Source organism: Qipengyuania sp. (assembly GCF_048550555.1).
In the GTDB taxonomy this organism is placed as follows: domain Bacteria; phylum Pseudomonadota; class Alphaproteobacteria; order Sphingomonadales; family Sphingomonadaceae; genus Qipengyuania.
In genome coordinates this window covers 93,818-119,188 of sequence record NZ_JBLYYF010000015.1, presented here as the reverse complement: position 1 = coordinate 119,188, position 25,371 = coordinate 93,818, and the positions used below count along the sequence as shown (strand labels likewise).

Sequence of the window (25,371 nt, the reverse complement as noted above, 5' to 3'; positions counted from 1 at the left end):
TCAATCTGGAAATGGTCGCGTGGACCTGCGGATACGGTCAGCGTACAAGTTGCCTGGTTGGATCGCGCGTCGAGCGTCTGGTTCTCCAGCTCGAGTATCGGCTTAGGCATATGTCCGGTCCCCCCACCATCTAATGGGAGGGTTTCTATGGATCTAGCGGGAGAATCGATAGGACACGTTCGTCAGACCGCTTCGCCCGCAGCCACGCCGCTCGCCCAGGCCCACTGGAAGTTGTAGCCGCCCAGCCAGCCGGTCACGTCGACCGCCTCGCCAATGGCATAGAGGCCCGGAATACGCTTGGTTTCCATCGTCTTGGACGAAAGCCCGGCGGTCGATATGCCGCCCAGCGTGACCTCCGCCTTGGCGAAGCCCTCGGTTCCGTTGGGCCGGAAGGTCCAGCGCTTGAGCCGCTCGCCCGCGGCGCGCAGCGCCTTGTCGGGCAGATTGCCCATGTCGCCGTCGAGACCGAGCTTTTCCGCCAGAATGTCGGCCAGGCGCGCTGGAAGCGTCTCGCGAAGCAGCGCCCTGAAACCCGTGCGCGGCGTGTCGCGCTTGGCGTCGAGCAGCCACTCCCCATCGCGATGGGGCACGAAATCGACCAGCAGCGACTCGCCCGGGCGCCAGTAGGAACTCGCCTGCAGGATCGCCGGACCCGAGAGCCCGCGATGCGTGAACAGCGCGGCTTCGGCGAAGCCGGTCTTGCCGGCGGTGGCGACCACCGGGGCGGCGACGCCCGAGATCTCGCGGAACAGCACTTCCTCGCCGCCCAGCGTCAGCGGTACGAGCGCGGGGCGCGGCTCGACCAGCTTGAGCCCGAACTGCCGCGCGAGCTCGTAGGCGAAACCGGTCGCGCCCATCTTGGGGATCGAGGGGCCGCCGGTGGCGATAACGAGGGCGGGGGCGCTGTAGCTGCCCGACTGCGTCGTGACGGTGAAACCCTTGCCATGCTCGACCGAGCCGATCTCTTCGCCGCAGCGCAAAGTCACATCGCCCTTCGCGCATTCCTCCAGCAGCAGGTCGACGATCTGCTTCGCCGAGCCGTCGCAGAACAGCTGGCCGAGCGTCTTCTCGTGCCAGGCGATGCCGTAGCTCTCGACCAGCTCGAGGAAATCGCGCGGCGTGTAACGGGCGAGGGCGGATTTGGCGAAATGCGGATTGGCGCTGAGGTAGTTCGCCGGGCCGGCCCCGATATTGGTGAAATTGCAGCGCCCGCCGCCCGAGATGAGGATCTTCTTGCCCGGCTTCTCGGCCCTTTCGAGCACGAGCACGCGCCGCCCGCGCTGGCCCGCACGTGCTGCGCACATCAGGCCCGCGGCGCCGGCGCCGAGGACGATCGCATCGTAACCGTCGGACATCTACGCCTCGTCGAGCGGGTATTCGGGCGGCTGCCGCGCGGCGATGAAATAGAGCAGCGTCCCCGCCGCGACGAAGCCGGCCAGCACCAGCCAGGCCTGCGCCTGCGCCTGCAGCGCGATGTAGAGCGAACTCGCCACCGCGAAGACCACGCAGGCGAGGTGCCACGGATTGATCCGCCCCTCGCGATGCTCGAGGACGGGCAGCGCGCAGCTGGTCACGACATAGGTCACCAGCCTCACCAGCGTGCCCGCGATCGCCAACACCTCGAAGCCCTCCCACAGGCCGAACAGGATCGAGACCACGCCGTAGAACAGGATCGCGTTGAACGGGGTGAGCAGACGCGGGTGGACATATTCGAACCAGCGCGGGAGCATGCCGCGCTCGGCCATGCCGTACATCAGCCTAGGCTGCGCGACGCCGCTGGCGAAATTGTTGGCCCCGATGCTGAAGCTCGCCGCAACGACGATGGCGAGCGAGCCGAGCTGGCCCATCGAAGCCTCGGCCACGCCCGCCAGCGCATTGGTCTCGCCCGCGAATTGCGGCCCGATGGCGATGAAGGCCCAGATGATCGCCATGTAGAGCAGCGTCACCCCGCTCACCATGGTGACGATCGACAGCGGTACGTCGCGCTTCGGGTCCTTGAACTCGCCCGCCGCCTCGACCACGCCCTCGAAGCCGATGAAGGCGTAGAAGGTCAGCAGCACCACGCTCTCGACCGCGCTGAACTGCGGCAGCGCGACCGCGCCCAGCCCGCCATCGGCGAAGAGGGCGGCCACGATCAGCGCGCCGAGCGGCAGCAGCTTGATCGCGGTCATCACCCCCAGAGTGCCGACCGAGGCGCGCATGCCGTAGAGATTGACCAGCGTGATCAGCGCGAGGCCGATGGCCACCGCCACCGGTGCGGCGACCGGCCCGGCGAGCCCGGGGAACAGCGCGGCGAGATAGGCGACCATGACATGCATGTTCGCCGCCGCGGTCACGATCGCGCTGGCATAGCGCGCCCAGCCCGCCTGGAAGCCGACGAAGCGCCCGAAGGCGGCCTCGCCATAGAGCACCGAGCCGCCGCTGTGTTCGAAACGGCTCGCCATCCAGGCGTAGCACAGCGCCAGCGGCAGGAAGAGGATCCCGCCGATCAGCATCATCCACGGCGCGAAACTGCCCACGGCTGCCACCAGGACCGCGGGCAGCGCGAAAATCCCCGCGCCGATCATCCCGTTGAGCGGAAAGAGCGATGTGCCCCAGAAGCCGACTGTGCGCGGCGGCGCGATCTTGGTTGCGTCCATCGTGCGGGGGATGGCGGCAAACGCGGCTTTGCACAAGCTGGTGCGGCGCACTATCTCCACCGCCATGTCGCGCAGCAAGGCAGGTTCCCCGCACGATCCGAGAGGCCAGGAGCGGTTCCACGAGGAACGCGCGACCTACACGGTCGCCAGCGCGCAGCCCGATCTCGAAGCCGGGATCACCGCGATCCGCGAAACGGTGAAGACGCTCAAGCCGCGCCCCGGCGTCTATCGCATGCTCGATACGCGCGGCGACGTGCTCTATGTCGGCAAGGCGCGGAGCCTCAAGGCGCGGGTGGCGAACTACACGCAGATCAAGGGGCTCTCGAACCGCATTCAGCGGATGATTAGCCAGTGCCGCGCGCTGGAGATCGTCACCACCAATTCGGAGGCCGAGGCGCTGCTGCTCGAAGCGCAGCTGATCAAGCGCTATCGCCCGCCGTTCAACGTGCTGCTGCGCGACGACAAGAGCTTCCCCTTCATCCTGCTGCGCGCCGACCACGCCTTCCCGCGCATCCAGAAGCATCGCGGCGCGCGGCGGGCGAAGGGCAATTACTACGGCCCCTTCGCGAGCGCGGGCAGTGTCAACAAGACCTTGAACGCGCTGCAGAAACTGTTCCTGCTGCGCAGCTGCACCGACAGCTTCTTCGCCAATCGCGACCGGCCCTGCCTGCTCTACCAGATCAAGCGCTGCTCGGCCCCATGCGTCGGGCGGATCGACGAGGCGGGCTATGCCTCGCTGGTGCGCGAGGCGCAGGATTTCCTCGGCGGCAAATCCGGCGCCGTCCAGGCCCAGATCGAGAAGCAGATGGCGAAGGCGGCGGAGGATCTCGATTTCGAGACCGCCGCGATCCTGCGCGACCGGCTGCGCGCGGCGACCTTCATCCAGGGCAGCCAGGCGATCAATGCGCAGGGCGTGGGCGATGCCGACGTCTTCGCGCTGGCCGCCAAGGGAGGACAGGTCGGAGTGCAGGCCTTCTTCATCCGCGGCGGGCAGAACTGGGGCCACCGCACCTTCTACCCGCGCAACACGGGCGATCTCGAGCTGGGCGAGGTGCTGTCCGACGTGCTGCTGCAATTCTACGAGGAGGTGCCGCCGCCGCGCACCATTCTCACCGATCGCGAATTGCCCGAGCAGGAGCTGGTGGCCGAGGCGCTGGCGGAGAAGGCGGGGCACGCGGTCGCGATCTCGATCCCGCAGCGCGGTGCGCGGCGCAAGCTGATGCAGCAGGCGCAGCGCAATGCGGTGGAGGCGCTCGACCGGCGGCTGGCCGAGAGCGGGACCAAGGCGAAGATCCTGCGCGAGCTTGCCGAATTCCTCGAACTCGACGAGCCGCCGCAGCGGATCGAGGTCTACGACAACAGCCATATCCAGGGCACCAAGGCGGTCGGCGCGATGGTCGTCGCCAGTCCCGAAGGTTTCGAGAAGGGCCAGTATCGCAAGTTCAACATCAAGACCGCGCAGACCAACGACGATTTCGGCATGATGCGCGAGGTCATGGCGCGGCGTTTCCGCAATCTCGCCGAGAACCCCGATGGCGAAGACCCACCCCCGACCCCTCCCGCAAGCGGGAGGGGGGCGAGACTTGGCGAGCGTAGCGAGCCTAGTCGCAGCGGGGTGGGCAAGACCCACCACGATATCTGGCCCGACCTCGTCCTGATCGACGGCGGCAAGGGTCAGATGTCGTCGGTGCGCGACACGCTCGAGGAGATGGGGATCGAGCATGTCCCGCTCATCGCCATCGCCAAGGGCCCGCATCACGGACGCGAGGGGCGCGAGGTGTTCCACTTCCCCGACGGGCGCGAGAAGACGCTGCCGGTCAATTCGCCGCTGCTGTTCTACCTCCAGACGCTGCGCGACGAGGTCCACCGCTACGCCATCGGCGCGCACCGCGCGAAACGCAGCCGCGCGATCACCGCCTCGCCGCTGGACGAAATCCCCGGCATCGGCCCGGCGCGCAAGCGCGCGCTGTTGCTCCATTTCGGCACCGCGGGGAAGGTGCGGGCGGCGGCCCTCGACGACCTCAAGCGCGCGCCCGGCATCAGCGCGGGCGTGGCGCAGCAGATCTACGACTTCTACCACGCGGGCGGGTGAGGGTGCCGAGGCCGTCGCCGACCACCCGCGATTGCGGGACCGCAAAATGATCCAGGTGCCTCGGTCAGGCCGAGCTCCAATCCCTCCCGATCATGCCGGAAACACCCGTTCAAAAAGGAATTCCGGACCCGCTTGGCGCTGTTTTCGTTTGGAACCTTGCCTGCGATAGAATTTGCGAGGAAAGGGGCTCAATGTCTAAGGGCGACGAAGAACGGCGGGGTCTGCGATCCTCGGATCAGGCCCACCGCCCGATCTATCCCAACCAGAGCACGAGAATGGGCTTCGAAGGGGCGAGCGGGCTCCTTTTCGAGCAGGCGATGGCACAGACACGCATGGCGGTCTGTCTTACCGATCCCCACCAGCCGGACGACCCGATCATCTTCTGCAACGAAGCCTTCGAACAGCTCACGGGCTATCGCAGGGAACAGATAATCGGACGCAACTGCCGTTTCCTTCAGGGACCCGATACCGATCAACGACAGGTCGCCAGGATTCGCGAGGCGATCCAATCCGAGGAAGTCGTCGTCGTCGAGATCCTCAATTACCGGAAAGACGGGTCGAGCTTCTGGAACACACTCCACCTCGGGCCGATCTACGATGCGAATGGCCGGTTGACCTATTTCTTCGGCAGCCAGTGGGACGTCACCGACATTCACCAGTCGCGCGCCGAAGAGAGCCACGCCAAGGCCCTGGCGCGCGAGATATCGCACCGGATGAAGAACGTCTTCGCCGTGATCGGCGGCATCGTGAACATCACCGGGCGGTCGATGGATGCGAGAGACGTGGCGCGCAAGATCAACGATCGCGTGCAGGCGCTCGGCCGTTCATACGAGCCGACGCTGGACGATGCGGTATTGGGTACGATCCAGGTCGGGCAAGCCATTCGCTCGGTCCTGGAGCCATACGATCCGGAAGGAGACCGGATCATCTTCACCGGCAATGGCGCGCGCACCGAACCCAACGCGATCTCCGCGATCGGTCTCGCCCTTCACGAACTGGCGACCAATGCGACCAAATACGGTGCGCTGTCCAATGATAGCGGGACGGTCGAGGTGGCCTGGGCCCACCAGAAGGACAAGCTCGACCGCAATTCCCTCCAGATCCAGTGGATCGAGTCGGGCGGGCCTGCGATCGCGGGTGAGCCGGCGTCCGCCGGCACCGGCTTCGACATCGCCGATACGTTGCTGGCTCATTCTCGCGGCACACTGGAGCGGGACTGGCATCCCGACGGCTTGCGCGCTCTGATCACCGTGCCGATTTCCAACAAGTAGGTCGCCCCATGAAGACGTTCCTTATTCTCGAAGACGAGCCGCTCATCGCGATGGATCTGAAATTCGCATTCGAAGATGCCGGTTGCGAAGCGGTCACGGCCGTCGACAACGGGGAGGCGCGCTCGCTGATCGAAAATTCCGCCATAGCGGGCGCCATCCTCGACGTGAGCCTGGGGGGCGGCGAGACCTGCCGGGAGACTGCTGACAGGCTTCTGGAGAGGACGATACCCTTCATCCTCCACACGGGCGACCTCAACAGGGTCGGTGAGCATCTGCGCGAAATCGATGCGCGGATCATCGCCAAGCCGCGGCCCGCGGACGATGTGGTCGCGGCGCTGATGGAACTCGTCGGCTAAGGCGGGGCGGGCTGCGTCCGGCCCCGCGTTCACTGCCCGCTGCGCACCGCCGCGCTCTCCTCGCGCACAGCCTTGAATTCCGAGCCGTCCTTCCATCCCGGCCAGCGGGTGCTGTTGGCCAGTTCGGCGCCCATGTCGCGGAACAGGGCGATGTCCTGCGCCGCGCCGGCGAGGTTCCACTCCTCGCTCCATGCGTCGCAGGCGGCGTGATAGCAATCGCCGGTATAGGCATCGACCCAGGCCTGCCCGGCCTCCTTGCCGCCCTCGACCAGGTCCGAGGCACCCGCGATGCCCATCATCAGCATCACCGGCACGCCGCGCTTGGCGAGGCTGAAATGGTCGGCGCGGAAGAACAGCCCGCGTTCGGGCAGGCTTTCCTCGCTCACCGTGCGGCCCTGCTCGGCGGCGAAGCGCGCGAGATCGTCCTCGAGCGTGCCCTGGCCCTTGCCGACGAGGATCACGTCCTTCGCCAGCCCTGCGGTCTGGAGGATGTCGAGGTCGAAATTGGCCACGGTCTTCTCGATCGGGAAGAGCGGATTGGCGGCGTAATATTCGGAGCCGAGCAGCCCGCGTTCCTCGGCGGTCCAGAAGGCGAAGACCACGCTGCGTTCGGGCGCGGGGGCCGCCTTGAAGGCGCGCGCGATCTCGAACAGCCCGGCCACGCCGAGCGCGTCGTCATTGGCGCCGGCGCGATAGATGCGGCCCTGTTCATCGGGCTTGCCCTCGCCATAGGCATCCCAGTGCGCGCCGTAGATCACGGTCTCGTCGGGGCGCTCTCTACCCGGTATCTTCGCCAGCACATTCTGGCTGTCGACCACTTCCTGCGTCACCGGGAAGGAGGCGGAGAGGGTGGTGTCGAGGTCGATCGGCTGGAAATCCTTGCGCCGCGCCGCCTTGCTCAGCTCGGCGAGGTCGTATCCGCCAGCGGCGAACAGCGCCGTCGCGGTCGCGCCGGAAATCCACCCCTGCAGCGCGAGGCTGGTGATGTCCTCGGGTCGGCGGACGACGTCGTAATTCTCGCCTCCCGGGCTCTCGATCACGTTCCAGCCATAGCCCGCGCCCGCGGTCTCGTGGACGATCAGCGCACCCACCGCGCCCTGCCGCGCGGCTTCCTCGAACTTGTAGGTCCAGCGGCCGTAATAGGTCATCGTGCGCCCGCCGAAACTGCCGGCGACCGGCTCGTCATCGCCGGCGTGGAAATCGGGATCGTTGACGAGGAACACCGCGACCTTGCCCTTGAGGTCGACGCCCTTGAAATCGTCCCAGCCGCGCTCGGGCGCATCGACGCCGTAGCCGACGAAGACCAGCGGCGCCTTGTCGATCAGCGCGGTGTCTGAGGGCTGCAGCGTCGAGAGATAAATGTCCTCGGGAAAACTCAGCGTCGTCGTCGCACCGTCATGCGCGAAGGCGAGCGTCTGCGGCTCGCCCATCCGCGTGTGGAGCAGCGGGACCGTCTGCGTCCATGTGCCGTCCTCGCCGGCGGGTTCGAGGCCGAGGCCCTGCAGGCGTCCGATGAGGTAGCCGATCGTCCGCTCCTCGCCCACCGTCCCCGGCGCCCTGCCCTCGAACTGGTCCGATGCCATGGTCCGCACGGTTTCCGCCAGCCGGTCGGTATCGATGGCCGTATCCGCGGGCTCTTGCGCCTGCGCCATGGCGGATGTCGCGAGGAAAAGCGCCGTCGATGCGGCGAGGCTGCGAAGGAACATGGAAATCTCCGGTTGGGGGAGGGGGACCCTAACCGGCTGCGCCCGTGCTTGCAAAGGTGGGGCTTGCCTCGCTCCGCGCGCTCGCCGAACACGGTCCGCACCTGCCTGGCGAGAATTGCCGCGAATTGACGCAGATCAATGACCTCGCTCAATTGCCCGCGCTACGGATTCCCATACGGCAAGGCCGCAACTGCCCCGGCGGCCTGCCTACAAGGAGAGACCCCATGCGCTCGATACTCCTCCACGCCGATGACGACGGCTCGTTCGACAGGCGGCTCGATGTCGCGCTCGATCTCGCCCGAGCCTTCGACGGGCACCTGACGATCCTTAACACCTTCGCCTATCCGGTCGGGACGATGACCGACCTCCAGGGCGCCGCCTTCGCCGCGATGGCACCGGTCTGGAAGGAGCAGGCTGCGGAGATACGCAGCAAGGTGGAGGCGGACATGGCGAACGAGGACGTGCCGTGGGACTGGCAGGAAGCGCTCGGCCCTCCCGCGCTCGGCCTCCTGCAGCATTCCTCGCTGATGGATTTGATCGTGCTCGGCGCGCGCGAGCCCGTCGATCTGGGCCGCGCGCCTTCGTGGACCGCCGGCGAACTCGCCATCTCGGCGCGCTGCCCGGTGCTGGTCCTGCCCGAGAATTGCAAGCGGTTCGACGTAGCGGCGCCCGTGCTGGTCGCGTGGGACGGATCGGCCGAGGCGAGCCATGCGCTGCGCGCCGCGCTCCCCTTCCTCGCGCGGGCGGACAGCGTCTTTCTCGCCAGCGTGGCCGAGAAAGCAGCCATCCACATCGATCTCCCCCCGCTGGACGGGGCGGACTATCTCGCGCGCCACGGGATCGCCTGCGAAGTGGTCGAACTTCCCGATCCGGGCAAGCAAGGCGTCGCGGGCGCCCTCATCGAGGCCGCGGGACTGCGCCAATGCGGCATGGTGGTGATGGGGGCCTATGGCCGCGCGCGCCTCGCCGAGCGGATCTTCGGCGGAGTTACGCGCGCCATGCTGAACGATGTCCGCCTGCCGCTGCTGATGACGCATTAGGAGGCGGCTACGCCACTCAGGCCTGCGTCGCGGTCCCCGCCACGACATAGAGCGTCACCAGCAGCCCGGCCATCAGCCCCGCCGGGCGATAGCTGCCCGTCCGCCGCCAGGCGAAGATACCGATCACCGCCAGCGCCGCCAGCACGGGTACGAACTGGATCGCGATCACCGTGCTCAGCGGGTCGAAAGCGGTGACCAGCGTGCCGCTGGCGAAGAAAATGCCATAGATCGCCGCGAGCATCGCCGTCATTCCTCCGGCGAGCGCACCCACGGCGGCGAGCATCCGCTTGCCCGGCCCATCCCGCGCCACCGTCAGCCCCGCCAGCGTGCGCATGATCGCGAGCATGGCGAGCGTCAGCGGGAGGAGGTAGATCGCCACGCTGGCCCAGTGGTGCGCCGCGGGCAGCTTGATCGCCACGACCCACAGGCGGAAGTCGGTGAGGAACAGCGCATCGGCCAGCCACAGCACGGCGTAGCCCGCCGCGACGCTCGCGATCGCCAGCAGCGCCGCGCGCAGCCAGTCGGGGCGCTTGTCGGGGAGTTTGGAGCCGGTCAAGCGGGCGATGGCCAACCCGATCGCAGCAACCAGCAGTGCCCAGGCGGCCACCTGCGTGGTCACCTGCTGCGGCAGCACGGCGGAGACGGGGACGAGCAGGTAGACCGCGCCGAAGACCGGAAAGAACAGCAGCGCGGGGACCAGCGTGGCGAGCGCGAAATCGCGCCACCAGCGTCCGTCGCGCACCTCGCGGGCGGCGGTGGGCGCAGCGCGCAATGCCGCGAAAGTCTGCAGGCGGAGCAGCAGGTCGAAGGCGCCGAGCAGCACCATGACGAAGCCGACCAGGCCCAGTCCGGTGCCGATCTCCTTCCACCGCCAGGTCTGGTCGCCGGCGGGTCGTGGCTTGCCGCCCTCCAGCGTCCGCGCGAACCAGTCGGTCGCATCGCCGATCGCGGCATGCGAGAAGTGGTCGCCCGGATGCGTGGTCACCGGCTGGTAGAGGCGCCGCGCGGTGCCCGCGGCGATATCGCCATAGATCCGACCCGCGACCACCGGTTCGTCGGTGCCGAAGACCGCCTGCAGCTTCGTGCTTTGCGCCACGTCGAGCGCGCGGGGCGTGCCCCACATCAGCGCGGAGAATTCGTCATGCGTGCTGAACACGAGCCCGAGATTGCGCGGCCATTCGGGCGAGCCCTCCTGCGCGAAGGGCGCGCCGGTGGAGGAGCCTTCGAGCACCATAGCCTTGTAGGCGTCGGGCATGGCGGCGGCCGCCGCGAGGACGGTCCAGCCGCCCATCGAATGCCCCTCTAGCCCGATATTGTCGGTATCGACCATCGGCAGTGAACGCAGGTAGGCGAGGCCATCGGGCCCGCCGAAACCATGCGCGAATGCCGGCCCGTCGCTATAGCCGTGCCCGGTCTGGTCGAGCGCGAGCACGACATAGCCGCGCCGCGCGAATTCGATCGCGAAGCCGTCCTGCGTCTCGCGCGAATTGATGTAGCCGTGGACCGCGAGGATGCCCGGCGCCTTGGTCTCGGGCGTGGCGCCTGCGGGGACGTAGAGCAGCGCGCTCATCTGCTGGCCGCCCGCGCCGGTGAAGCGCACGTCGGTGACGGTGGTCCCGCCCGCAGTGCGCACGCTCTGCGCCAGCAAGCCGCCCGCCAGTGCCAGCAGCAGTCCCGCTACCAGAAGCCACCACCTCGCGCGCTGCGCGCCGAATTCTCTCGCCATGCCCGATTTCCCCTCTCGGCTCGCGTCTTAGCAAGCTTTCGCGGGGAAACCCAAGCGGGCGCTGTCAGTCGCGCGGTTTCCCGCCCGGCTTGCGCTTGCCGGCGAACTTCTTGCCCTTGAACGGCTTGTCGCCGCCGGGACGCATGCCCGGGCCCTTGCCCTTGAACCCGCCGCCGGGACCCTTGCCCATCGGCCGGGCGTGGACGCGCGGGCCGCCTTGCTTGCGGTTCTCGCGCGCCTCGACGCGCGGGCCCTCGGGAGCCTCGACGATGGCAATCGCGTCCTGCTCGTCCTCGGGACTCGCGGTGCGCGCCACGGCATCGGCGAACTTGGCGGCGACCGCGCGCGGCACCTGGAACCAGCTCTCGTGCTGGCCGATGCGGATCGCGCCGATCTCGTTGCGGGTGATGTGCCCGCGACGGCAGATCAGCGGCAGCAGCCAGCGCGGTTCGGCATTCTGACGGCGGCCGATGTCCATCTTGTACCACACCACGTCCTCGAAGCCGGGACGATGGCGCTCGGCCTTGGCCTGCTCGCGCGCCTCGGGCGTGTTGGCGAGCAGTTCCTCGGGCTCGGGCATCTCGGCGCGGCAGGCCTGGACCAGCGCGGCGGCGATATCCTCGGGCGCCATCCGCGCCATGATGTCGGCGGCGAGCTCGCGGTCGTAATCCTCGATCTCGCGCGGCTCGGTCAGCTTCTCGATCAGCCGCGTGCGATCCTTGGCGCGGATCATCTCGGGGGTCGGCGCATCGAGCCATTCGGCCTCGATCCGCGCGCCGCGCAGCATGCCCTCGACCCGGCGACGACGGTTGTAGGGGACCACCAGCGCGGCGGTGCCCTTCTTGCCCGCGCGCCCGGTGCGGCCCGACCGGTGCTGCAGCGTTTCGGCGTCGCGCGGGATCTCGACATGGATGACGAGGCTCAGCGTCGGCAGGTCGATCCCGCGCGCGGCGACATCGGTGGCGACACAGACGCGCGCGCGCCGGTCACGCAGCGCCTGCAGCGCGGTGTTGCGCTCGCTCTGCGAATGCTCGCCCGACAGCGCCACGACGCCGAAGCCGCGGTTCTGCAGCGTGGTGTGCAGCCGCCGCACGCTCTCGCGCGTGGCGCAGAAGCAGATCGCGGTCTCGGCCTCGTGGAAGCGCAGCATGTTGACCACCGCATTCTCGATTTCCGACGGGCTGACGGTGATCGCCTGATAGGCGATGTCGCCATGGCCCCGCGTCTCGCCGACGAGGCTGAGGCGCAGCGCATTGCGCTGGTAGCGTTCGGCCAGCCGCTCGATCGGGCGCGGCATGGTGGCCGAGAACAGCAGCGTGCGGCGCGTTTCGGGGGTCGCGTCGAGGATTTCCTCGAGGTCTTCGCGGAAGCCCATGTCGAGCATTTCGTCGGCCTCGTCGAGCACCACCGCGGCGAGACCCGAGAGGTCGAGCGCGCCGCGTTCGAGGTGGTCGCGCAGCCGCCCGGGGGTGCCGACGACGATCGCCGGGCCGCCGCGCAGATTGCGGCGTTCCTTGCTCGCGTCCATCCCGCCGACGCAGGTGGCGATGCGGATATGCGCGCCGGCATAGAGCCAGCCGAGCTCGCGGCTGACCTGCAGCGCGAGTTCGCGGGTGGGGGCGATGACCAGCGCGAGCGGGCGCTCGACCAGCGGCGCGGCGCCGAGGTCGGCGAGCAGTTGGTCGGCCAGCGCGAGTCCGAAGGCGACGGTCTTGCCGCTGCCGGTCTGCGCCGAGACGATCAGGTCGCGGCCCTGCGCATCGGGTGCGGTGACCGCCTGCTGGACGGGGGTGAGCGCATCGTAGTCGCGTGCGGCCAATGCTTCGCCGAGGATCGGCGGGAGGGTATCGAAAGCCATGGAATCTCGTATCTTGTCCGGCGCGGCGATGCGGGGGGCACGGCTCGGGGCGCACGGGGGTGCCGCGCCTATAGCGACAAATCACCGGTTTGGCTTGTTGTTTTTTGCGGGTGCGAGATGCCTTGATGACCGAGCGGTGATCTCGCGATGACATTTTCGCGTCACAAACCGGCAATCTGCCATGAGATCGACCCGCAGTAGAAGTCATCCGGTCAAACGACCGGCCTAATCGGCCCTCAATATCTGGAGGGCAATCATGAACATGAGAACTACACTTCTTGCCGGCGCTGCGATCGCGGCCGTCGCCGTTCCCGCCGTCGCCACGGCCGGCGACGTTGTCGGGTCTGTGGCCGATGCCAGTGCGACCATTTTGCTTCGCGCCGCACAGGTACGCATCGTCGAACTCGATCGGGTCACGACCACCGACCGTGACGGGTCGTTCATCTTCGCCGACGTTCCCGCAGGCGAATACACGCTCGAGATCAGCTATGTCGGAGCCGAAACCGTGCGCCGCACCGTGAGCGTGCCGGCGACCGGCGCGGTCCGCGCCGATATCGCGATGACCGGGTTCGGAGAAAACGAAATCCTCGTCATCGGCCAGGCCGCCAATCTCTCCAGCGCCCTGTCGCGCAAGAAGGAAGCCGACGGCGTCTCCGATGTGCTGACGCGCGACGCGATCGGCCAGTTCCCCGATCAGAACGTCGCCGAAAGCCTGCGCCGCCTGCCCGGCGTCAACGTCCTCAACGACCAGGGCGAGGGCCGCTTCGTGTCGGTCCGCGGTCTCGATCCCGAACTCGTCGCGACGTCGCTCAACGGAGTGCGCCTGCCCGCGCCCGAAAGCGACGTTCGTTCGGTCGCGCTCGACGTGATCTCATCGGACATCATCGAATCGATCGAGGTGAAGAAGTCGCTCACACCCGACATGGATGCCGATACGATCGGCGCGTCGATCGAGATCGAGACCACCAGCGCCTTCTCCCGCAAGAAGGACCTGTTCTCGCTCAAGCTCGAGGGCAGCTATAACGACTATGCCGATCATCTTTCGCCCAAGGCCTCGTTCGATTTTGCGACGCTGCTGAGCGAAAACGTCGGCATCTCGGGGGGCGTCTCCTACTACAAGCGCGAGTTCGAGACCGACAATATCGAGGCGGATGACTGGATCGACGAGGGCGGTGCGATCGTCCCGCTCGAGCTGCAATATCGCGACTACGACGTCGAGCGCGAGCGCATCAGCGGGACGCTGGGCCTCGATCTTCGCGCCGGCGACAGCACCGAGCTCTATGTCAAGGGCACGTGGAGCCAGTTCGACGACCAGGAATACCGTCGCCGGCTGACCTTCGACATGGGCGATTTCGAGGATTACGGCCCGACCGGCATCGCCAACGGCATCGCCACATTCAACGATGCCGAGATCGACGATCCCGAAAGCGACGATCCGGATGACACGGTCCGCCAGCGAATCGGTGTCGAGCGCGACATCAAGGATCGTTTCGAACGCCAGCGCATCTGGTCGGTCATCGCCGGTGGCAAGACCGACACAGGCACCTGGTTCGCCGATTATTCGGCCAGCTATGCCCGCGCGAGCGAGCGCGAGGACGGCAGCGTCGATCCCGCCGAATTCCGCCAGCGCTTCGACGGCGACGGGCTCGAGATCGGCTTCGACCTGACCGATCCGCGCGTCCCGCTCTATACCGTCAACGCCGATCCGGGCAGCTTCTACGACCCGGCCGCATACGAGCTCAACGACATCGAATACACCGCGCTGTCCGACGCGCGCGACGAGGAATGGGCGGCCAAGCTCGACTTCGGCCGCCGCTTCATCATGGGCAGCGGCGAATTCACCGTCCAGGCTGGCCTGAAGGGTCGCTGGCGCGAGAAGCGCTACGACAAGACCGTCGAATTCTACGAGAACGGCGCGCTCACGCTCGACCAGGTGCTCGGCAGCCAGACCTATCGCCTGACCGCGATCGACCCGGTGCCGAGCTTCACCGGCGCAAGCGACTATTTCCGCGACAATTTCGCCGACTTCGAATTCGTCGGAGTCGACAGCGCGTTCGATTCGGCGGTCGAGGACTACGCCGTCAGCGAAGACGTGATGGCGGGCTATCTGCTCGGTCGCTGGGACAGCGCGACGCTGCGCGTCATCGCCGGTCTGCGCTACGAACACACGTCGAACGATATCCTCGGCAATCTCGTCACGCTGGTCGAGGAGGACGGCACGCTGCCCGACGGCAGCCCGGCCGGTGACGACACCGTCATCGTCGCGCCGGTCACGGTCGAGAAGGATTACGGCACCTGGCTGCCCAGCCTCAACCTGCGCTTCGAAGCCTCGCCCAACCTCGTCCTGCGCGCCGCGGGCTATCGCAGCCTGGTGCGGCCGAAGCTGTCGAAGCTCGCCCCGCGCTTTGCGGTCGAGCAGAACGACGACGACGAGCGCGAAGGCGAATTCGGCAATCCCGATCTCCAGCCCTACAAGGCCTGGAATTTCGACGCTTCGATCGAATACTACATGAACCGCACGGGCGCGCTGACCGCCGGGGTGTTCTACAAGAGCATCGAGGATTACATCGTCGATGCCAGCTTCGATGCGGGCGATCCGCCGTTCAACGGTGTCTATCGCGGGATCGCTTTCGACGAGGCGACAATTCCGCTGAACGGCGACAAGGCCGAAGTGTTCGGCATCGAGCTCGGCTTCGCGCAGGCCTTCACCTTCCTGCCCGTACCGTTCGACGGCTTCGTCGTGAACGCCAATTACACCTACACCGATGCTACCGGTACGATCTTCACCGACGGCGATATCGCCGATCCCCGCAAGATCCGGCTCCCGGCTACGGCGAAGCACACCGCGAACCTCTCGCTAGGCTACGACAAGGGCCCGATCGATATCCGCCTTTCGGGCACCTATCGCGACAAGTATCTCGACGAGTTGGCAGGCGAGGCGGAATACGATCGCTATGTCGACGATCATTTCCAGCTCGACCTGTCGGCCAAGTTCCGCCTCACCGACCAGATCCAGATTTTCTACGAGTGGGTGAACATCAACAATGCCAAGTACTTCGCCTATAATACGCTCGGCAATCGGCAGAACCTCTATCAATACGAGGAATACAACTGGACGATGAAGGGCGGCGTAAGGGTGAACTTCTGATGCGCGGGGGTTTCCCAATCTTCGCCATCGCCAGTCTCGGGATCGCTGCCGCCTGCGCAACGATCCCGGTGGCGGGCGATCCCGCAGCGCCGGTCCTGGCCGTAGGCGAGACCGAGCCGGTGGCCACGGCCAACAAGGATGCAGCCGACGATCCGGCGATCTGGCGCAACGCGGCCTCGCCGGCGGACAGCCTGATCGTCGCGACCGACAAGAAGGGCGGGCTCTACGTCTACGGGCTCGACGGCAAAGTGAAGGGCTTCACCCCGCATCCCGCGCTCAACAATGTCGACCTCGTCGACATGGGCGCGGCCGGGGTGATCGTCTTCGCCAGCGACCGCAGCGATCCCGCGCAGGCGAAGATCGCGCTCTACCGGCTCGACACAGCCACCGCCACGCTCACCGAACTCGGCCGCGTCGCTTCTGGCCCGGGCGAGGCCTATGGCATCTGCGGCACGCGCCGCGGCGACAGCCTGATCGTCTATACCGCGCCCAAGAGCGGGCGGATCGGCGAATGGGAGATTACACTGGGCGCCGCCCTCTCCGCGCGCGAACTGCGCACGATGCATGTCGCCAGCCAGCCCGAGGGCTGCGTGGTCGATCCCCGCGACGGCACGCTCTATATCGGCGAAGAAGCCACCGGCATCTGGCGCTTCCGTAAGGGCGAGACCGCGGGTGAACTCGTCGCCAGGGTCGACGGCCGCCAGCTGGTCGCCGACCTCGAAGGCTTGGCGCTCGTGCCCGCCGGCGCCGAGGGCGGCTGGCTTTACGCCTCGAGCCAGGGCGACAACAGCTACATGCGCTATGCGCTGCCCGAAATGACCCCCGCCGGCCGCTTCCGCATCGCCGCGGGGATCGTCGGCAGCACCGAGGAAACCGACGGGATCGAGGCGATGGCGGGCGATTTCGGCCCGGCCTTCCCCGGCGGGCTGTTCGTGGCGCAGGACGGCGTGAACGAGGGGCGTGCGCAGAACTTCAAGCTGGTCCCGCTCGCCGCGATCGAGGCGGCGCTGGCGGGGGGCTAGCTCCTGTGGCCTTCGCGTTTCCGCAAGCCACATCCGCGCCGCCGCAACCCCGCGGTCACCGCGGCTTTCACGCCAAAGTCACGGTTTTCGCAGACCGCGTCCGCGGTCCCGCGAAAGTCACACCTTCGCCTTGCGCTTGCGCATCATGCCCTCCTGCGCGACGCTCGCCACCAGCTCGCCCGCGCGGTTGAAGATGCGGCCGCGGTTGAAGCCGCGTCCGCCGCCGCTCCACGGGGCGTCGGTCGCGTAGAGCAGCCATTCGTCGGCGCGCGCCGGGCGGTGGAACCAGATCGCGTGGTCGAGGCTCGCGCCGACCAGCTCGCCGCGCATCCAGCTGAGGCCATGCGGCAGCGCGCTGGTGCCGAGCAGCGTGTAGTCGCTGGCATAGGCGATCACCGCGCGGTGGAGCGCGGCATTCCCGGCGATGTCGGGCAGCGGGGCGACGGTGCGGAACCAGCTGTGCGCGCGCGGTTCGCTCGGCTCGCGGTTCATCCAGTGGAGCGGGCCGCAGCTGCGCATGTCGATCGGGCGCGGGCGCAGGAACAGCGCGCGCTGCGCCTCGCTCATCCGCTCGCCGGCGCGCTCGGCCACGCTGGCGCGCACCGCCATGTCGCTCTCGAGCTCCTCGGGAGGGGCGACCTCGGGCATGATCACGTCGTCGTGGCTGAGGCCGTCCTCGGGGCGCTGGAAGCTGGCGGTGAGGTTGAGGATCGGGCGGGTCGAGCCGTCCTCGTCCTCCTGGCTCGCCACCACGCGGCGGTTGGCGAAGCTGCGCCCGTCGAAATCGCGCGCGGTGCGATAGGCGATGTCGAGGCCTTCCTTGCCGCCGCGGAGGAAATAGGCGTGGAGCGAATGCGCCTCCATCCCCTCGGGCGCGGTCGCCTGTGCCGCCTGGAGCGCCTGCGCGATAACCTGGCCGCCGAACACGCGGCCGACGCCGCCGGGCTGCTTGCGGCCGGTGAATGCGTCCTCGCCGGTGCGGGTGACGGTCAGCAGGCGGACGAGGCCGGCGACGAGCTGGTCGGGGGTTTCTGGTTCGGTCACCCCCGGGCTTTGCGGGCGGTTTACGTTTGCGTCAAGCGCTCGCCGTGTCGCCATTGCCGCCAGCCATAGGCGGCGAGGCCGATGCTGATGAAGAACTCGCGGTATTCGGTGCTGTCGAAGATCGCGATCATCGTGTGGCCGAAGGCAAGGTGGACGAACTGGCCGAGCGCGACCAGCGCGGCGAGCAGCGACCACATGAGGCGCTCGCCCCGCGCACCGGCACTACGGGCGAAGAGGATGCAGGCGAAGAGGCCGGTCCAGAACGCCGCCTGGACCGGCGGGAGGTCCCAGTGGCCGTAGGTGAAGACCAGCATCGGTGCCGAGAGCGCGGCCACGGTCCGGTCGGGCAGGAGGGGGAGCACCGGCACGACGAGCGGCCATGTGGCCAGCCGTTCGCGCACGAGCGGGAGCAGCATGAGGAACACGCCGGTGGCCGAATAGAGCGCAAACTCGGTTACGTCGGTCTGGAGATTGTGGAGGTTGAACTCGCCCTGCCAGTTTTCCGCCGCGACGCTGGCCGGCGTGGCAAAGCCGATCTGACGCTGGAACCAGCTGACCTCCTCCATCCCCATGAGGAAGAACAGCGCGATGAAGCCGAGCCCGAACAGGACGTGGAGCCAGCGCCACGGCGTGCCGATCGGTTCGCGCACCAGCTGGCGCTGGCGCAGGGCCATGAAGCCGCAGGCGAGGAAGAGGGCGAGCGCGGTGCCCCACTCGACGGCGGAATCCTCGTTGGTGATGCGCTGGTAGAGCGGAGGATCGGCGACCAGCACCAGCGTTGCGCCCACCGCCAGCAGCGCAATGCCGTAGGCGAGGAGGGTGGCTCGCACGCCGACCTCGGCGGTGGATCGCTCGGCGATCGGCATGCGCGAAAGGCTGGCTATCAATCCCAGCGAGGCCAGCGCGATGAGCAGGGTACGCAGCCAGTGCCACGCGCTCGTGCCGGGCACCTCCTCGCGCGCGAAATGCCAGCCGAAGGCCGCATATTCGTAGACTGCCAGCCCGGCGAAGAGCGCCAGCAGCACCGCGGCTGCGGCTATGACTGCCGCCGAGCGGTTCATGCCGGGCGCTCCCACCAGCGACGGAGGAGCGCTGCGGGAATGCGGCCCCGCACGAACAGCAGGTCGACCATTTGAGGCCCCGCCTGCGCTCCCATCTCGCTCTTGTAGCCGGCGTCGCCGAGGCCCCAGCTGATGGTTTTCACGCCTGCCTCGGCGGCGCGGGCGAAATCCTCGTAGAGCAGCACGCGACCGGGCCCGAAATTGGTGAAGCGCTCGTCGTAATTGTTGGCGATGTAATAGCGCACGCGGCCCGCCTCGACGCCGAAGGTGAAGGCTGCGGGCACGTCGCCGATCCACATCACGCTGCCGAACAGCATGTCGGCGAGGACGGGGTCGCTGCACAGCGATTCCCAATAGGCGCGCATCGCAGGGTCGCGGAACTTGGTGTCGCCGCCATCCGCGAGCGTCCCGAGCCAGCTGGCGGCCTCGATCGCGGCCATCGCGTCGCGCTGTCCGGCTGTCCAGTCGCGACCGGTGAAGACCTCGGTGCGCAGCGCGCCGCCTTCCTCCTCGAGCCGACGCTTGCGCCAGCGATTTTTGCGCTGCGTCTTGGCGGAGGGCCACTCGCCCGATGTGGCGAGCGCGGCGAGATCGAGTTCGAAGACCGTGCCGAGCCGGCGGGTCAGGACGCGCCAACCCGCAAGCCGGGCGGCGGCGGTGAGCGCCTGGTGCGCGGGATCGCCCGCTTCGGCGGGACCGAGCCGCCAGATGCGGCCGAGATCGCCGGCATGCGCGGCGAGGGCTCCCGCCAGGTCTTCGGGCGTTGTATCGGGCGCCGCCGGGATCCCGCGGAACGGCCAGTAGCAGCCGCCCACTTCGCGCAGGGCGAGCGGCCCCTTGCGGCGCTCGACCAGTGCGAATGCGGCCAACGGCGACCCGTCTCCCGTGCGGACCGCGAACCGGATGGGCGCATCGGCAAACCACGCACCGCGCAGGAAGGCGCGATGCGGTGCGCCCGCCTCGGCGAGCGTATCGCAGATCGCCGCCTGGTCGAGCCTTCCTTCCCCAGACACCTTCGCTCCCATCCCGAGATCAGCTACGCGGCCCCGATGCCCTGCGCCATGCCCGATAGGCAAGCGACTTCGCCCGATTGCGCGCGGGCCAGCGGCCCGGCGGGCGGGGCGACAGGCCGAGCTTGCGCACCGTGCCGTTGAAACACCGTGCGCCCGCTTCGGCATAGCTCCATTCGCTGCGCCAGGTGATCGACAGCGAGATCGAGCTCTGCGGTCCGTTGCGCACGAAATGCGGTGCCATCGCCGGCACGTAGAGAGCCTCGCCCGGACCGATCGCGAAGGGCGTGCCGTCGGCCAGCCACGCGTCGTTCCAGGGCAGTTCGCGGGGGCCGCCGAGATGGTAGCTTTCATGGACCTCGTCGGGGGCATAGCGCGCGTCGCCCGCCGGGAACTGCGTCATCACCTTGCTGCCCCTCAGCTGCAGCAGGATGTTGTGCTCGGGGTCAAAATGATAGGGCGTGACCGCATCGGGGCTCGATACGAAAATGAAGCCCTGAGGGGTGAGCAGCTCTCCGGTGGTGGCCGAAATTACGGGGCGCAGCTCGTCGAGCAGGTCCATCAGCAATGCGCGGTAAGTCGGCTCCTGTTCGATATTCTTCAGCACCGCCCAACTGTCGCTGGTGGCAATGCGACGGATCGTTTCGCCGATCGAGAGGCCGGTAGCGCCGGGCTTGCCGTCGATGCCGATCGGCAGCTTGCCGCGATTGTATTCGATCGAACTCCCGGGAAGGGCTTCGGCGAGCGCGGCCAGCGCATCGAGCGCCATGCGCGGATCGTCCTGCAGCGTGTGGCGGAGCTTGTGCGGGGTTTCCGGATAGGCGCGGGCAAAGGCGGCGCGCGATTGCCGCGGAAACACGCTCGTGGCGGTGTCGAACAGTCTCGGATCGTGGACGGTCATTGCCGTGCCTCCTCGCGGCGGAGCTCGATCCCGGTGAGAACAGCCCCGATGGCGCGCCGCAGTCTTCCGCCGATGCCGATCGAAACCATCGCCATCTCGCGGCGGTCCGACCAGATATGTTCGATCATCGGATTGCCCGGCACCGCACAGCTGTCGGACAGCTCGATCTCGGAACGGGTGAGCAGGGCGAGATTTTCGACTTGCAGCAGCATTCCCGGCGAATATTTGCGATAGGCCTCGTCGAATGCGGTCTTGAAGCCGAAGCTGACGGGCGGCGCGACGAAATTGCACAGCATGGCGATCGGCTTGCCGTCGAGCCAGAAGGCGAGCCGTTCGACCCGACCTTCGGCCGCTGCTCCGTGCACGGCCTTGCGGAAAAGGGCCTCGGTCTCGGGCGCGCTCGCGAGCGATGATCCCTGTTCGCCCTTCCAGCCCGACCGTTCGAGCGCGAGAAAGCCGTCGATCCAGTCCTCGATTCCCTCGGAGTTGGCGCTGCGCGAGAATTCCAGCGTCCCGAGTTCCTCGAGCCTGCGGCGCTTGCGCGCCAGTTCCTTGCGGCGCTTTCTTTCCAGCGTGCGCGAGAGGTGCTCCTCTGGCGAAGCGCCGCTGCGCAGCGCGGCCCGCTCGAACAGCTTGACCGGTGCGAAGCTGCGGCCCGATTTTGCGCAGAGATCGCGCAACGCGCCAAAAGCCATGCCATCGGTCGGCAGGCAGGCGAGGTGAAGGAACAGGCTCGCGCGCTGGTTGCGATCGCACCAGGCGAGGAGCTGGTCCCAGAAGGCCCTCGAGCGACCGCGCGCCACCAGCGGCTCGCCGCAGAAGCAGTTGGGATGAATCCAGTTCGCCAGATGCGGCAGGTAATGCCCGGTGTAGTCGGTGTCGCGCCAAAGCGGCATGAGCGCGACCAGCCGCCCATCTTCGACCAGCGTCGCGAGCAGGACTTGCCCGTCCGGATCGAACTGGGCGAGCGACGGGGCTAGAAACCAGTGCTCCAGAAAGGGATTGGCGGTGGCCGCGTCGCGCGCGAGATCGGCCCATCCCGCAGCGAGCAGGGGGTGGATGATCGCCTGCCAGGGCGCGACGGAAAAGCCGTCCGGGAGCGGCGCAGGCCCGAGGGGCCGCGCAGGCGCCCCGGTTTTCGGTGCGTCGATGAGGTCGGCGATATTCGACAAGGGTTCCCTCCTTTAAGGAGGCACCCATAGGGCCCAGGCGCTTAAAGCTGGTTAATGCGCTGAAAAGATTAGGGGCGGCGGCACCCGCGGATGCCGCCGCCCCGATTGGCCCGGATGATCGACCGATCAGCCTGCCGCGAGCGCTGCCAGCAGCAGCAGTGCGACGATGTTGGTGATCTTGATCATCGGGTTCACCGCCGGACCCGCAGTGTCCTTGTAGGGATCGCCCACGGTATCGCCGGTCACGGCAGCGTGGTGGGCATCGGAGCCCTTGCCGCCATGGTTGCCGTCCTCGATGTACTTCTTGGCGTTGTCCCATGCGCCGCCGCCGGCGGTCATGGAAAGCGCCACGAAGAGCCCGCCGACGATCACGCCGAGCAGCAGTGCACCGAGCGCGGCGAAGCCGTTCGCCTGCCCGGCGATCGCGGTGATCACGAAATAGACCACGATCGGCGCGAGCACCGGCAGCATCGAGGGGATGATCATCTCCTTGATCGCCGCCTTGGTGACCAGGTCCACCGTGCGGGCATAGTTGGGACGGCTCGTCCCCGCCATGATCCCGGGATCGTTGGCGAACTGCTCGCGCACGTCGACCACCACGTCGCCAGCGGCACGGCCCACGGCGGTCATGCCCATCGCGCCGAACAGGTACGGGAGCAGCGCGCCGAGCAGCAGGCCGACGATCACGAACGGATTCTCGAGGCTAAAATCGACCGTCAGGCTCGGGAAGAATTCGCGCAGGTCGGTGGTATAGGCGGCGAACAGCACCAGCGCGGCAAGGCCGGCCGATCCGATCGCATAACCCTTGGTCACCGCCTTGGTGGTGTTGCCGACCGCGTCGAGCAGGTCGGTCTTCTCGCGCACGGAGTCGTCGAGACCGGCCATTTCGGCGATGCCGCCGGCATTGTCGGTCACCGGGCCGTAGGCGTCGAGCGCCACGACCATGCCCGCCAGCGCCAGCATCGCGGTCGCCGCGTAGGCGATGCCGATGAGGCCCGCGAGCGAGTAGGCAATGATGATGCCTGCGACGATCACCAGCGTCGGCAGCGCGGTCGATTCGAGGCTGATCGCGAGGCCCTGGATCACATTGGTGCCATGGCCCGTTTCCGAAGCCTTGGCGATCGAGCGGACCGGACGGTAGTTCGTGCCGGTGTAATACTCGGTGATCCAGATGATCAGGCCGGTGATGGCGAGCCCGAGTAATGCGCACCAGAACAGCGACATGCCGGTAAAGCCGCCGACCACTTCGGCAGCGCCCGCCACCTCGAGACCATCCGCGGTCGGCACGGCAACCGCATCGGCCACCACTTCGCCGCCGATGACGGCGTTGAGGTCGCCCAGCGCGAACTGCATGACCAGCCAGATCAGCGGGATCGACAGCACGGCCGTGACGAGGAAGCCCTTGTACATCGCGCCCATGACGTTGGTCCCGCCACCGAGGCGGACGAAATAGGTGCCGATGATCGAGGTCAGGATGCACGCGCCGCCGATCAGCAGCGGCAGCGCCATCATCGGCATCAGCAGGTCGCCCAAGCCCTTCATCAGCAGCGCGGTGAGAACCATGGTCGCACCGACGGTGACGACATAGGTCTCGAACAGGTCGGCAGCCATGCCGGCGCAGTCGCCGACATTGTCGCCCACGTTGTCGGCGATCACCGCGGGGTTGCGCGGATCGTCTTCGGGGATGCCCGCCTCGACCTTGCCGACGAGGTCGGCGCCGACGTCGGCGGCCTTGGTAAAGATACCGCCGCCCAGACGCGCGAAGATCGAGATCAGCGAGGCGCCGAAAGCGAGGCCGACGAGGCCGTCGATCACTTCACGGCTATTGGCCGCATGTCCTGCGGGGCCGACGAGATACCAGAAGAAGCATGCGATCGCGAGCAGCGCGAGGCCCGCCACCAGCATTCCGGTGATGGCACCGGCGCGGAAGGCGAGGGTGAGGCCCTGCTGCAAACCGCTCTGCGCCGCAGCGGCGGTGCGGACGTTGGAACGGACCGAGATGTTCATCCCGATAAAGCCCGCCACGCCCGAAAGGATCGCTCCGATGACGAAGCCGATTGCCGGAATGACGCCGAGGAAGAAAAATACGAGCACCGCGACGACCACGCCGACCATGGCGATGGTGGTGTACTGGCGCTTGAGATAGGCCTGCGCGCCTTCCTGGATGGCGGCGGCGATTTCCTGCATCTTTTCGTTGCCGGCGCCGGAACTGAGCACCTGGCGGCTGGTGACGAAGCCGTAGACGACGGCAAGCAGTCCCAGCACAATTGCTATGAGAACAAGGTCCACTGAAAAATTCCCCTCCCGATTGGTTTATATATCTGTGCTATCCTGCGCGGGAAACGCGGAAGCATGTGAGGCGTGGGTATAAGGGGCCTATGTTGCGTGACAAGGCCGAATTGCGCAGCAATCCGCGCATATCGACCGCCTCCCGCGCAAGCGCTCAGTGCTGGTAGCCGAGGCCGTCTTCGGGGCTGACGATCTCGTCGTCGAGCCGGAGGACATCACCGCCCTCGTTCTCGACCCGCCCGATGCAGGCGGCGGCGACGGGCAGCGCCGCATCGGCGGGTGCGGTGAAAAGCAATTGGTAGTCGTCGCCCCAGCGCATGCAGTCGTCCGCCCGGCCTGGGTCGGCGACGGGGATGCTGTCGCGCTCCAGCTGGATGGTGCATCGGCTCGCCCTTGCGAGGCGCCAGCAATCGAGCAGCAGCCCGTCGGAGACGTCCATCATCGCCGTCACGACGGGCGCCAGCATCCGGCCTTCGGCGAGCAGCGGCTGCGGGCGACGGTAGGCGAAGTCGTTCGCGCTGCCCGAGCCGCGATCCTCGAGCCCGAGCATCGCTCGGCCCAGCACGCCCGTGACATAGACCGCGTCTCCGACTTGCGCCCCGCGGCGGTCGGGAACCGGCGTGTGCGTCGCGCGCCCGATGGCGGTGCACCCCCAGCTGCGACGCCCCTCGGCACGCACGGTGTCGCCGCCGAGCAGCGGGACGTCATGGGCTGCGAGTATTTCGCCCAGCCCCCTCACGAACCGCTCGTCGCCTTCGCCGAGCATGTGCGAGACGAGCACGCCGAGCGGCTCGGCGCCCTTGGCGGCGAGGTCCGACAGGTTTACCGCGACCAGCTTCCAGGCGATGTCGGCCGGGTCCTCGTCCTCGCGGACATGCACGCCCTGGACGAGCGTATCATGCGTCACGACGAGGCTCTCGCCGCCGAATTCGAGAACCGCGGCATCGTCGTCGAGCCCGCGCGCCGCGGGATCATCGGCCAGCGCACGCAGCGCCGAGACGAAGGTGCCTTCGTTCATGCTATGGGCCTAGCGCGC

Annotated in this window: 18 protein-coding genes; 6 read left to right on the top strand and 12 right to left on the bottom strand. The window is 67.6% G+C overall.

The window, feature by feature from the left end:
- Window positions 1-182: 182 nt before the first annotated feature.
- Both ACN4E0_RS03125 and ACN4E0_RS03120 read right to left on the bottom strand, forming a co-directional pair.
- On the bottom strand, window positions 183-1,355 hold the full coding sequence (locus ACN4E0_RS03125; RefSeq protein ID WP_419565460.1) for an NAD(P)/FAD-dependent oxidoreductase: 1,173 nt from the start codon (window positions 1,353-1,355) through the stop codon (window positions 183-185).
- Window positions 1,356-2,639: an APC family permease gene (locus ACN4E0_RS03120; protein ID WP_419565457.1), complete on the bottom strand. Its 1,284-nt coding sequence runs from the start codon at window positions 2,637-2,639 to the stop codon at window positions 1,356-1,358.
- 64 nt (window positions 2,640-2,703) lie between these two features.
- Between ACN4E0_RS03120 and uvrC the strand changes: the two genes are divergently transcribed.
- The 3 genes from uvrC (at window position 2,704) to ACN4E0_RS03105 (ending at window position 6,358) form a co-directional block, all read left to right on the top strand.
- Window positions 2,704-4,731 (top strand): excinuclease ABC subunit UvrC, encoded by a 2,028-nt coding sequence (gene uvrC / locus ACN4E0_RS03115; protein WP_419565454.1) that lies wholly within the window; start codon window positions 2,704-2,706, stop codon window positions 4,729-4,731.
- 191 nt (window positions 4,732-4,922) lie between these two features.
- Window positions 4,923-6,002: a PAS domain-containing protein gene (locus ACN4E0_RS03110; RefSeq protein ID WP_419565451.1), complete on the top strand. Its 1,080-nt coding sequence runs from the start codon at window positions 4,923-4,925 to the stop codon at window positions 6,000-6,002.
- An 8-nt stretch (window positions 6,003-6,010) separates the two neighbouring features.
- The gene (locus ACN4E0_RS03105; protein ID WP_419565449.1) at window positions 6,011-6,358 is read left to right on the top strand and encodes a response regulator; all 348 of its coding nucleotides are present in this window, start codon (window positions 6,011-6,013) and stop codon (window positions 6,356-6,358) included.
- Between the two features lie 29 nt (window positions 6,359-6,387).
- On the opposite strand, the gene ACN4E0_RS03100 is transcribed toward ACN4E0_RS03105, so the two are convergent.
- Window positions 6,388-8,064: a M20/M25/M40 family metallo-hydrolase gene (locus ACN4E0_RS03100; RefSeq protein ID WP_419565447.1), complete on the bottom strand. Its 1,677-nt coding sequence runs from the start codon at window positions 8,062-8,064 to the stop codon at window positions 6,388-6,390.
- 224 nt (window positions 8,065-8,288) lie between these two features.
- Between ACN4E0_RS03100 and ACN4E0_RS03095 the strand changes: the two genes are divergently transcribed.
- Window positions 8,289-9,104 carry a universal stress protein gene (locus tag ACN4E0_RS03095; protein WP_419565444.1) on the top strand — a complete coding sequence of 272 codons (816 nt, stop codon included), beginning with the start codon at window positions 8,289-8,291 and terminating at the stop codon, window positions 9,102-9,104.
- 16 nt (window positions 9,105-9,120) lie between these two features.
- On the opposite strand, the gene ACN4E0_RS03090 is transcribed toward ACN4E0_RS03095, so the two are convergent.
- Window positions 9,121-10,830, bottom strand: a complete 1,710-nt coding sequence (locus tag ACN4E0_RS03090) for an alpha/beta hydrolase family protein (protein WP_419565443.1) — start codon at window positions 10,828-10,830, stop codon at window positions 9,121-9,123.
- Window positions 10,831-10,894: 64 nt separating this feature from the next.
- Window positions 10,895-12,688 (bottom strand): DEAD/DEAH box helicase, encoded by a 1,794-nt coding sequence (locus ACN4E0_RS03085; protein WP_419565441.1) that lies wholly within the window; start codon window positions 12,686-12,688, stop codon window positions 10,895-10,897.
- Between the two features lie 256 nt (window positions 12,689-12,944).
- Between ACN4E0_RS03085 and ACN4E0_RS03080 the strand changes: the two genes are divergently transcribed.
- Window positions 12,945-15,836 (top strand): TonB-dependent receptor, encoded by a 2,892-nt coding sequence (locus tag ACN4E0_RS03080; protein ID WP_419565440.1) that lies wholly within the window; start codon window positions 12,945-12,947, stop codon window positions 15,834-15,836.
- Window positions 15,836-16,858: a phytase gene (locus ACN4E0_RS03075; RefSeq protein ID WP_419565438.1), complete on the top strand. Its 1,023-nt coding sequence runs from the start codon at window positions 15,836-15,838 to the stop codon at window positions 16,856-16,858. The genes ACN4E0_RS03080 and ACN4E0_RS03075 overlap by 1 nt, the downstream gene beginning before the upstream one ends.
- A gap of 117 nt (window positions 16,859-16,975) precedes the next feature.
- Here the strand turns inward: ACN4E0_RS03075 and ACN4E0_RS03070 are convergent, their stop codons facing one another.
- The 7 genes from ACN4E0_RS03070 to thiL form a co-directional block, all read right to left on the bottom strand.
- The gene (locus tag ACN4E0_RS03070; protein WP_419565435.1) at window positions 16,976-17,902 is read right to left on the bottom strand and encodes an acyl-CoA thioesterase; all 927 of its coding nucleotides are present in this window, start codon (window positions 17,900-17,902) and stop codon (window positions 16,976-16,978) included.
- Between the two features lie 20 nt (window positions 17,903-17,922).
- Window positions 17,923-18,963: a hypothetical protein gene (locus tag ACN4E0_RS03065; protein ID WP_419565434.1), complete on the bottom strand. Its 1,041-nt coding sequence runs from the start codon at window positions 18,961-18,963 to the stop codon at window positions 17,923-17,925.
- Window positions 18,960-19,976 (bottom strand): GNAT family N-acetyltransferase, encoded by a 1,017-nt coding sequence (locus ACN4E0_RS03060; RefSeq protein ID WP_419565431.1) that lies wholly within the window; start codon window positions 19,974-19,976, stop codon window positions 18,960-18,962. The genes ACN4E0_RS03065 and ACN4E0_RS03060 overlap by 4 nt, the downstream gene beginning before the upstream one ends.
- Before the next feature lie 19 nt (window positions 19,977-19,995).
- Complete coding sequence (locus ACN4E0_RS03055; protein WP_419565429.1) at window positions 19,996-20,874, bottom strand: transcriptional regulator; 879 nt, start codon at window positions 20,872-20,874, stop codon at window positions 19,996-19,998.
- Window positions 20,871-22,046, bottom strand: coding sequence for a GNAT family N-acetyltransferase (locus ACN4E0_RS03050; protein ID WP_419565426.1), 1,176 nt, complete (start codon window positions 22,044-22,046; stop codon window positions 20,871-20,873). The genes ACN4E0_RS03055 and ACN4E0_RS03050 overlap by 4 nt, the downstream gene beginning before the upstream one ends.
- 126 nt (window positions 22,047-22,172) lie before the next feature.
- Window positions 22,173-24,335: a sodium-translocating pyrophosphatase gene (locus ACN4E0_RS03045; protein ID WP_419565424.1), complete on the bottom strand. Its 2,163-nt coding sequence runs from the start codon at window positions 24,333-24,335 to the stop codon at window positions 22,173-22,175.
- Between the two features lie 154 nt (window positions 24,336-24,489).
- On the bottom strand, window positions 24,490-25,353 hold the full coding sequence (gene thiL / locus ACN4E0_RS03040; protein WP_419565423.1) for a thiamine-phosphate kinase: 864 nt from the start codon (window positions 25,351-25,353) through the stop codon (window positions 24,490-24,492).
- Window positions 25,354-25,371 lie beyond the last annotated feature (18 nt).

Excerpts from the sequence above, each read along its gene's own strand:
- ACN4E0_RS03125 (WP_419565460.1), bottom strand. The coding sequence starts at position 1,355 with ATGTCCGACGGTTACGATGCGATCGTCCTCGGCGCCGGCGCCGCGGGC.
- ACN4E0_RS03120 (WP_419565457.1), bottom strand. The coding sequence starts at position 2,639 with ATGGACGCAACCAAGATCGCGCCGCCGCGCACAGTCGGCTTCTGGGGC.
- uvrC (WP_419565454.1), top strand. The coding sequence starts at position 2,704 with ATGTCGCGCAGCAAGGCAGGTTCCCCGCACGATCCGAGAGGCCAGGAG.
- ACN4E0_RS03110 (WP_419565451.1), top strand. The coding sequence starts at position 4,923 with ATGTCTAAGGGCGACGAAGAACGGCGGGGTCTGCGATCCTCGGATCAG.
- ACN4E0_RS03105 (WP_419565449.1), top strand. The coding sequence starts at position 6,011 with ATGAAGACGTTCCTTATTCTCGAAGACGAGCCGCTCATCGCGATGGAT.
- ACN4E0_RS03100 (WP_419565447.1), bottom strand. The coding sequence starts at position 8,064 with ATGTTCCTTCGCAGCCTCGCCGCATCGACGGCGCTTTTCCTCGCGACA.
- ACN4E0_RS03095 (WP_419565444.1), top strand. The coding sequence starts at position 8,289 with ATGCGCTCGATACTCCTCCACGCCGATGACGACGGCTCGTTCGACAGG.
- ACN4E0_RS03090 (WP_419565443.1), bottom strand. The coding sequence starts at position 10,830 with ATGGCGAGAGAATTCGGCGCGCAGCGCGCGAGGTGGTGGCTTCTGGTA.
- ACN4E0_RS03085 (WP_419565441.1), bottom strand. The coding sequence starts at position 12,688 with ATGGCTTTCGATACCCTCCCGCCGATCCTCGGCGAAGCATTGGCCGCA.
- ACN4E0_RS03080 (WP_419565440.1), top strand. The coding sequence starts at position 12,945 with ATGAACATGAGAACTACACTTCTTGCCGGCGCTGCGATCGCGGCCGTC.
- ACN4E0_RS03075 (WP_419565438.1), top strand. The coding sequence starts at position 15,836 with ATGCGCGGGGGTTTCCCAATCTTCGCCATCGCCAGTCTCGGGATCGCT.
- ACN4E0_RS03065 (WP_419565434.1), bottom strand. The coding sequence starts at position 18,963 with ATGAACCGCTCGGCGGCAGTCATAGCCGCAGCCGCGGTGCTGCTGGCG.
- ACN4E0_RS03055 (WP_419565429.1), bottom strand. The coding sequence starts at position 20,874 with ATGACCGTCCACGATCCGAGACTGTTCGACACCGCCACGAGCGTGTTT.
- thiL (WP_419565423.1), bottom strand. The coding sequence starts at position 25,353 with ATGAACGAAGGCACCTTCGTCTCGGCGCTGCGTGCGCTGGCCGATGAT.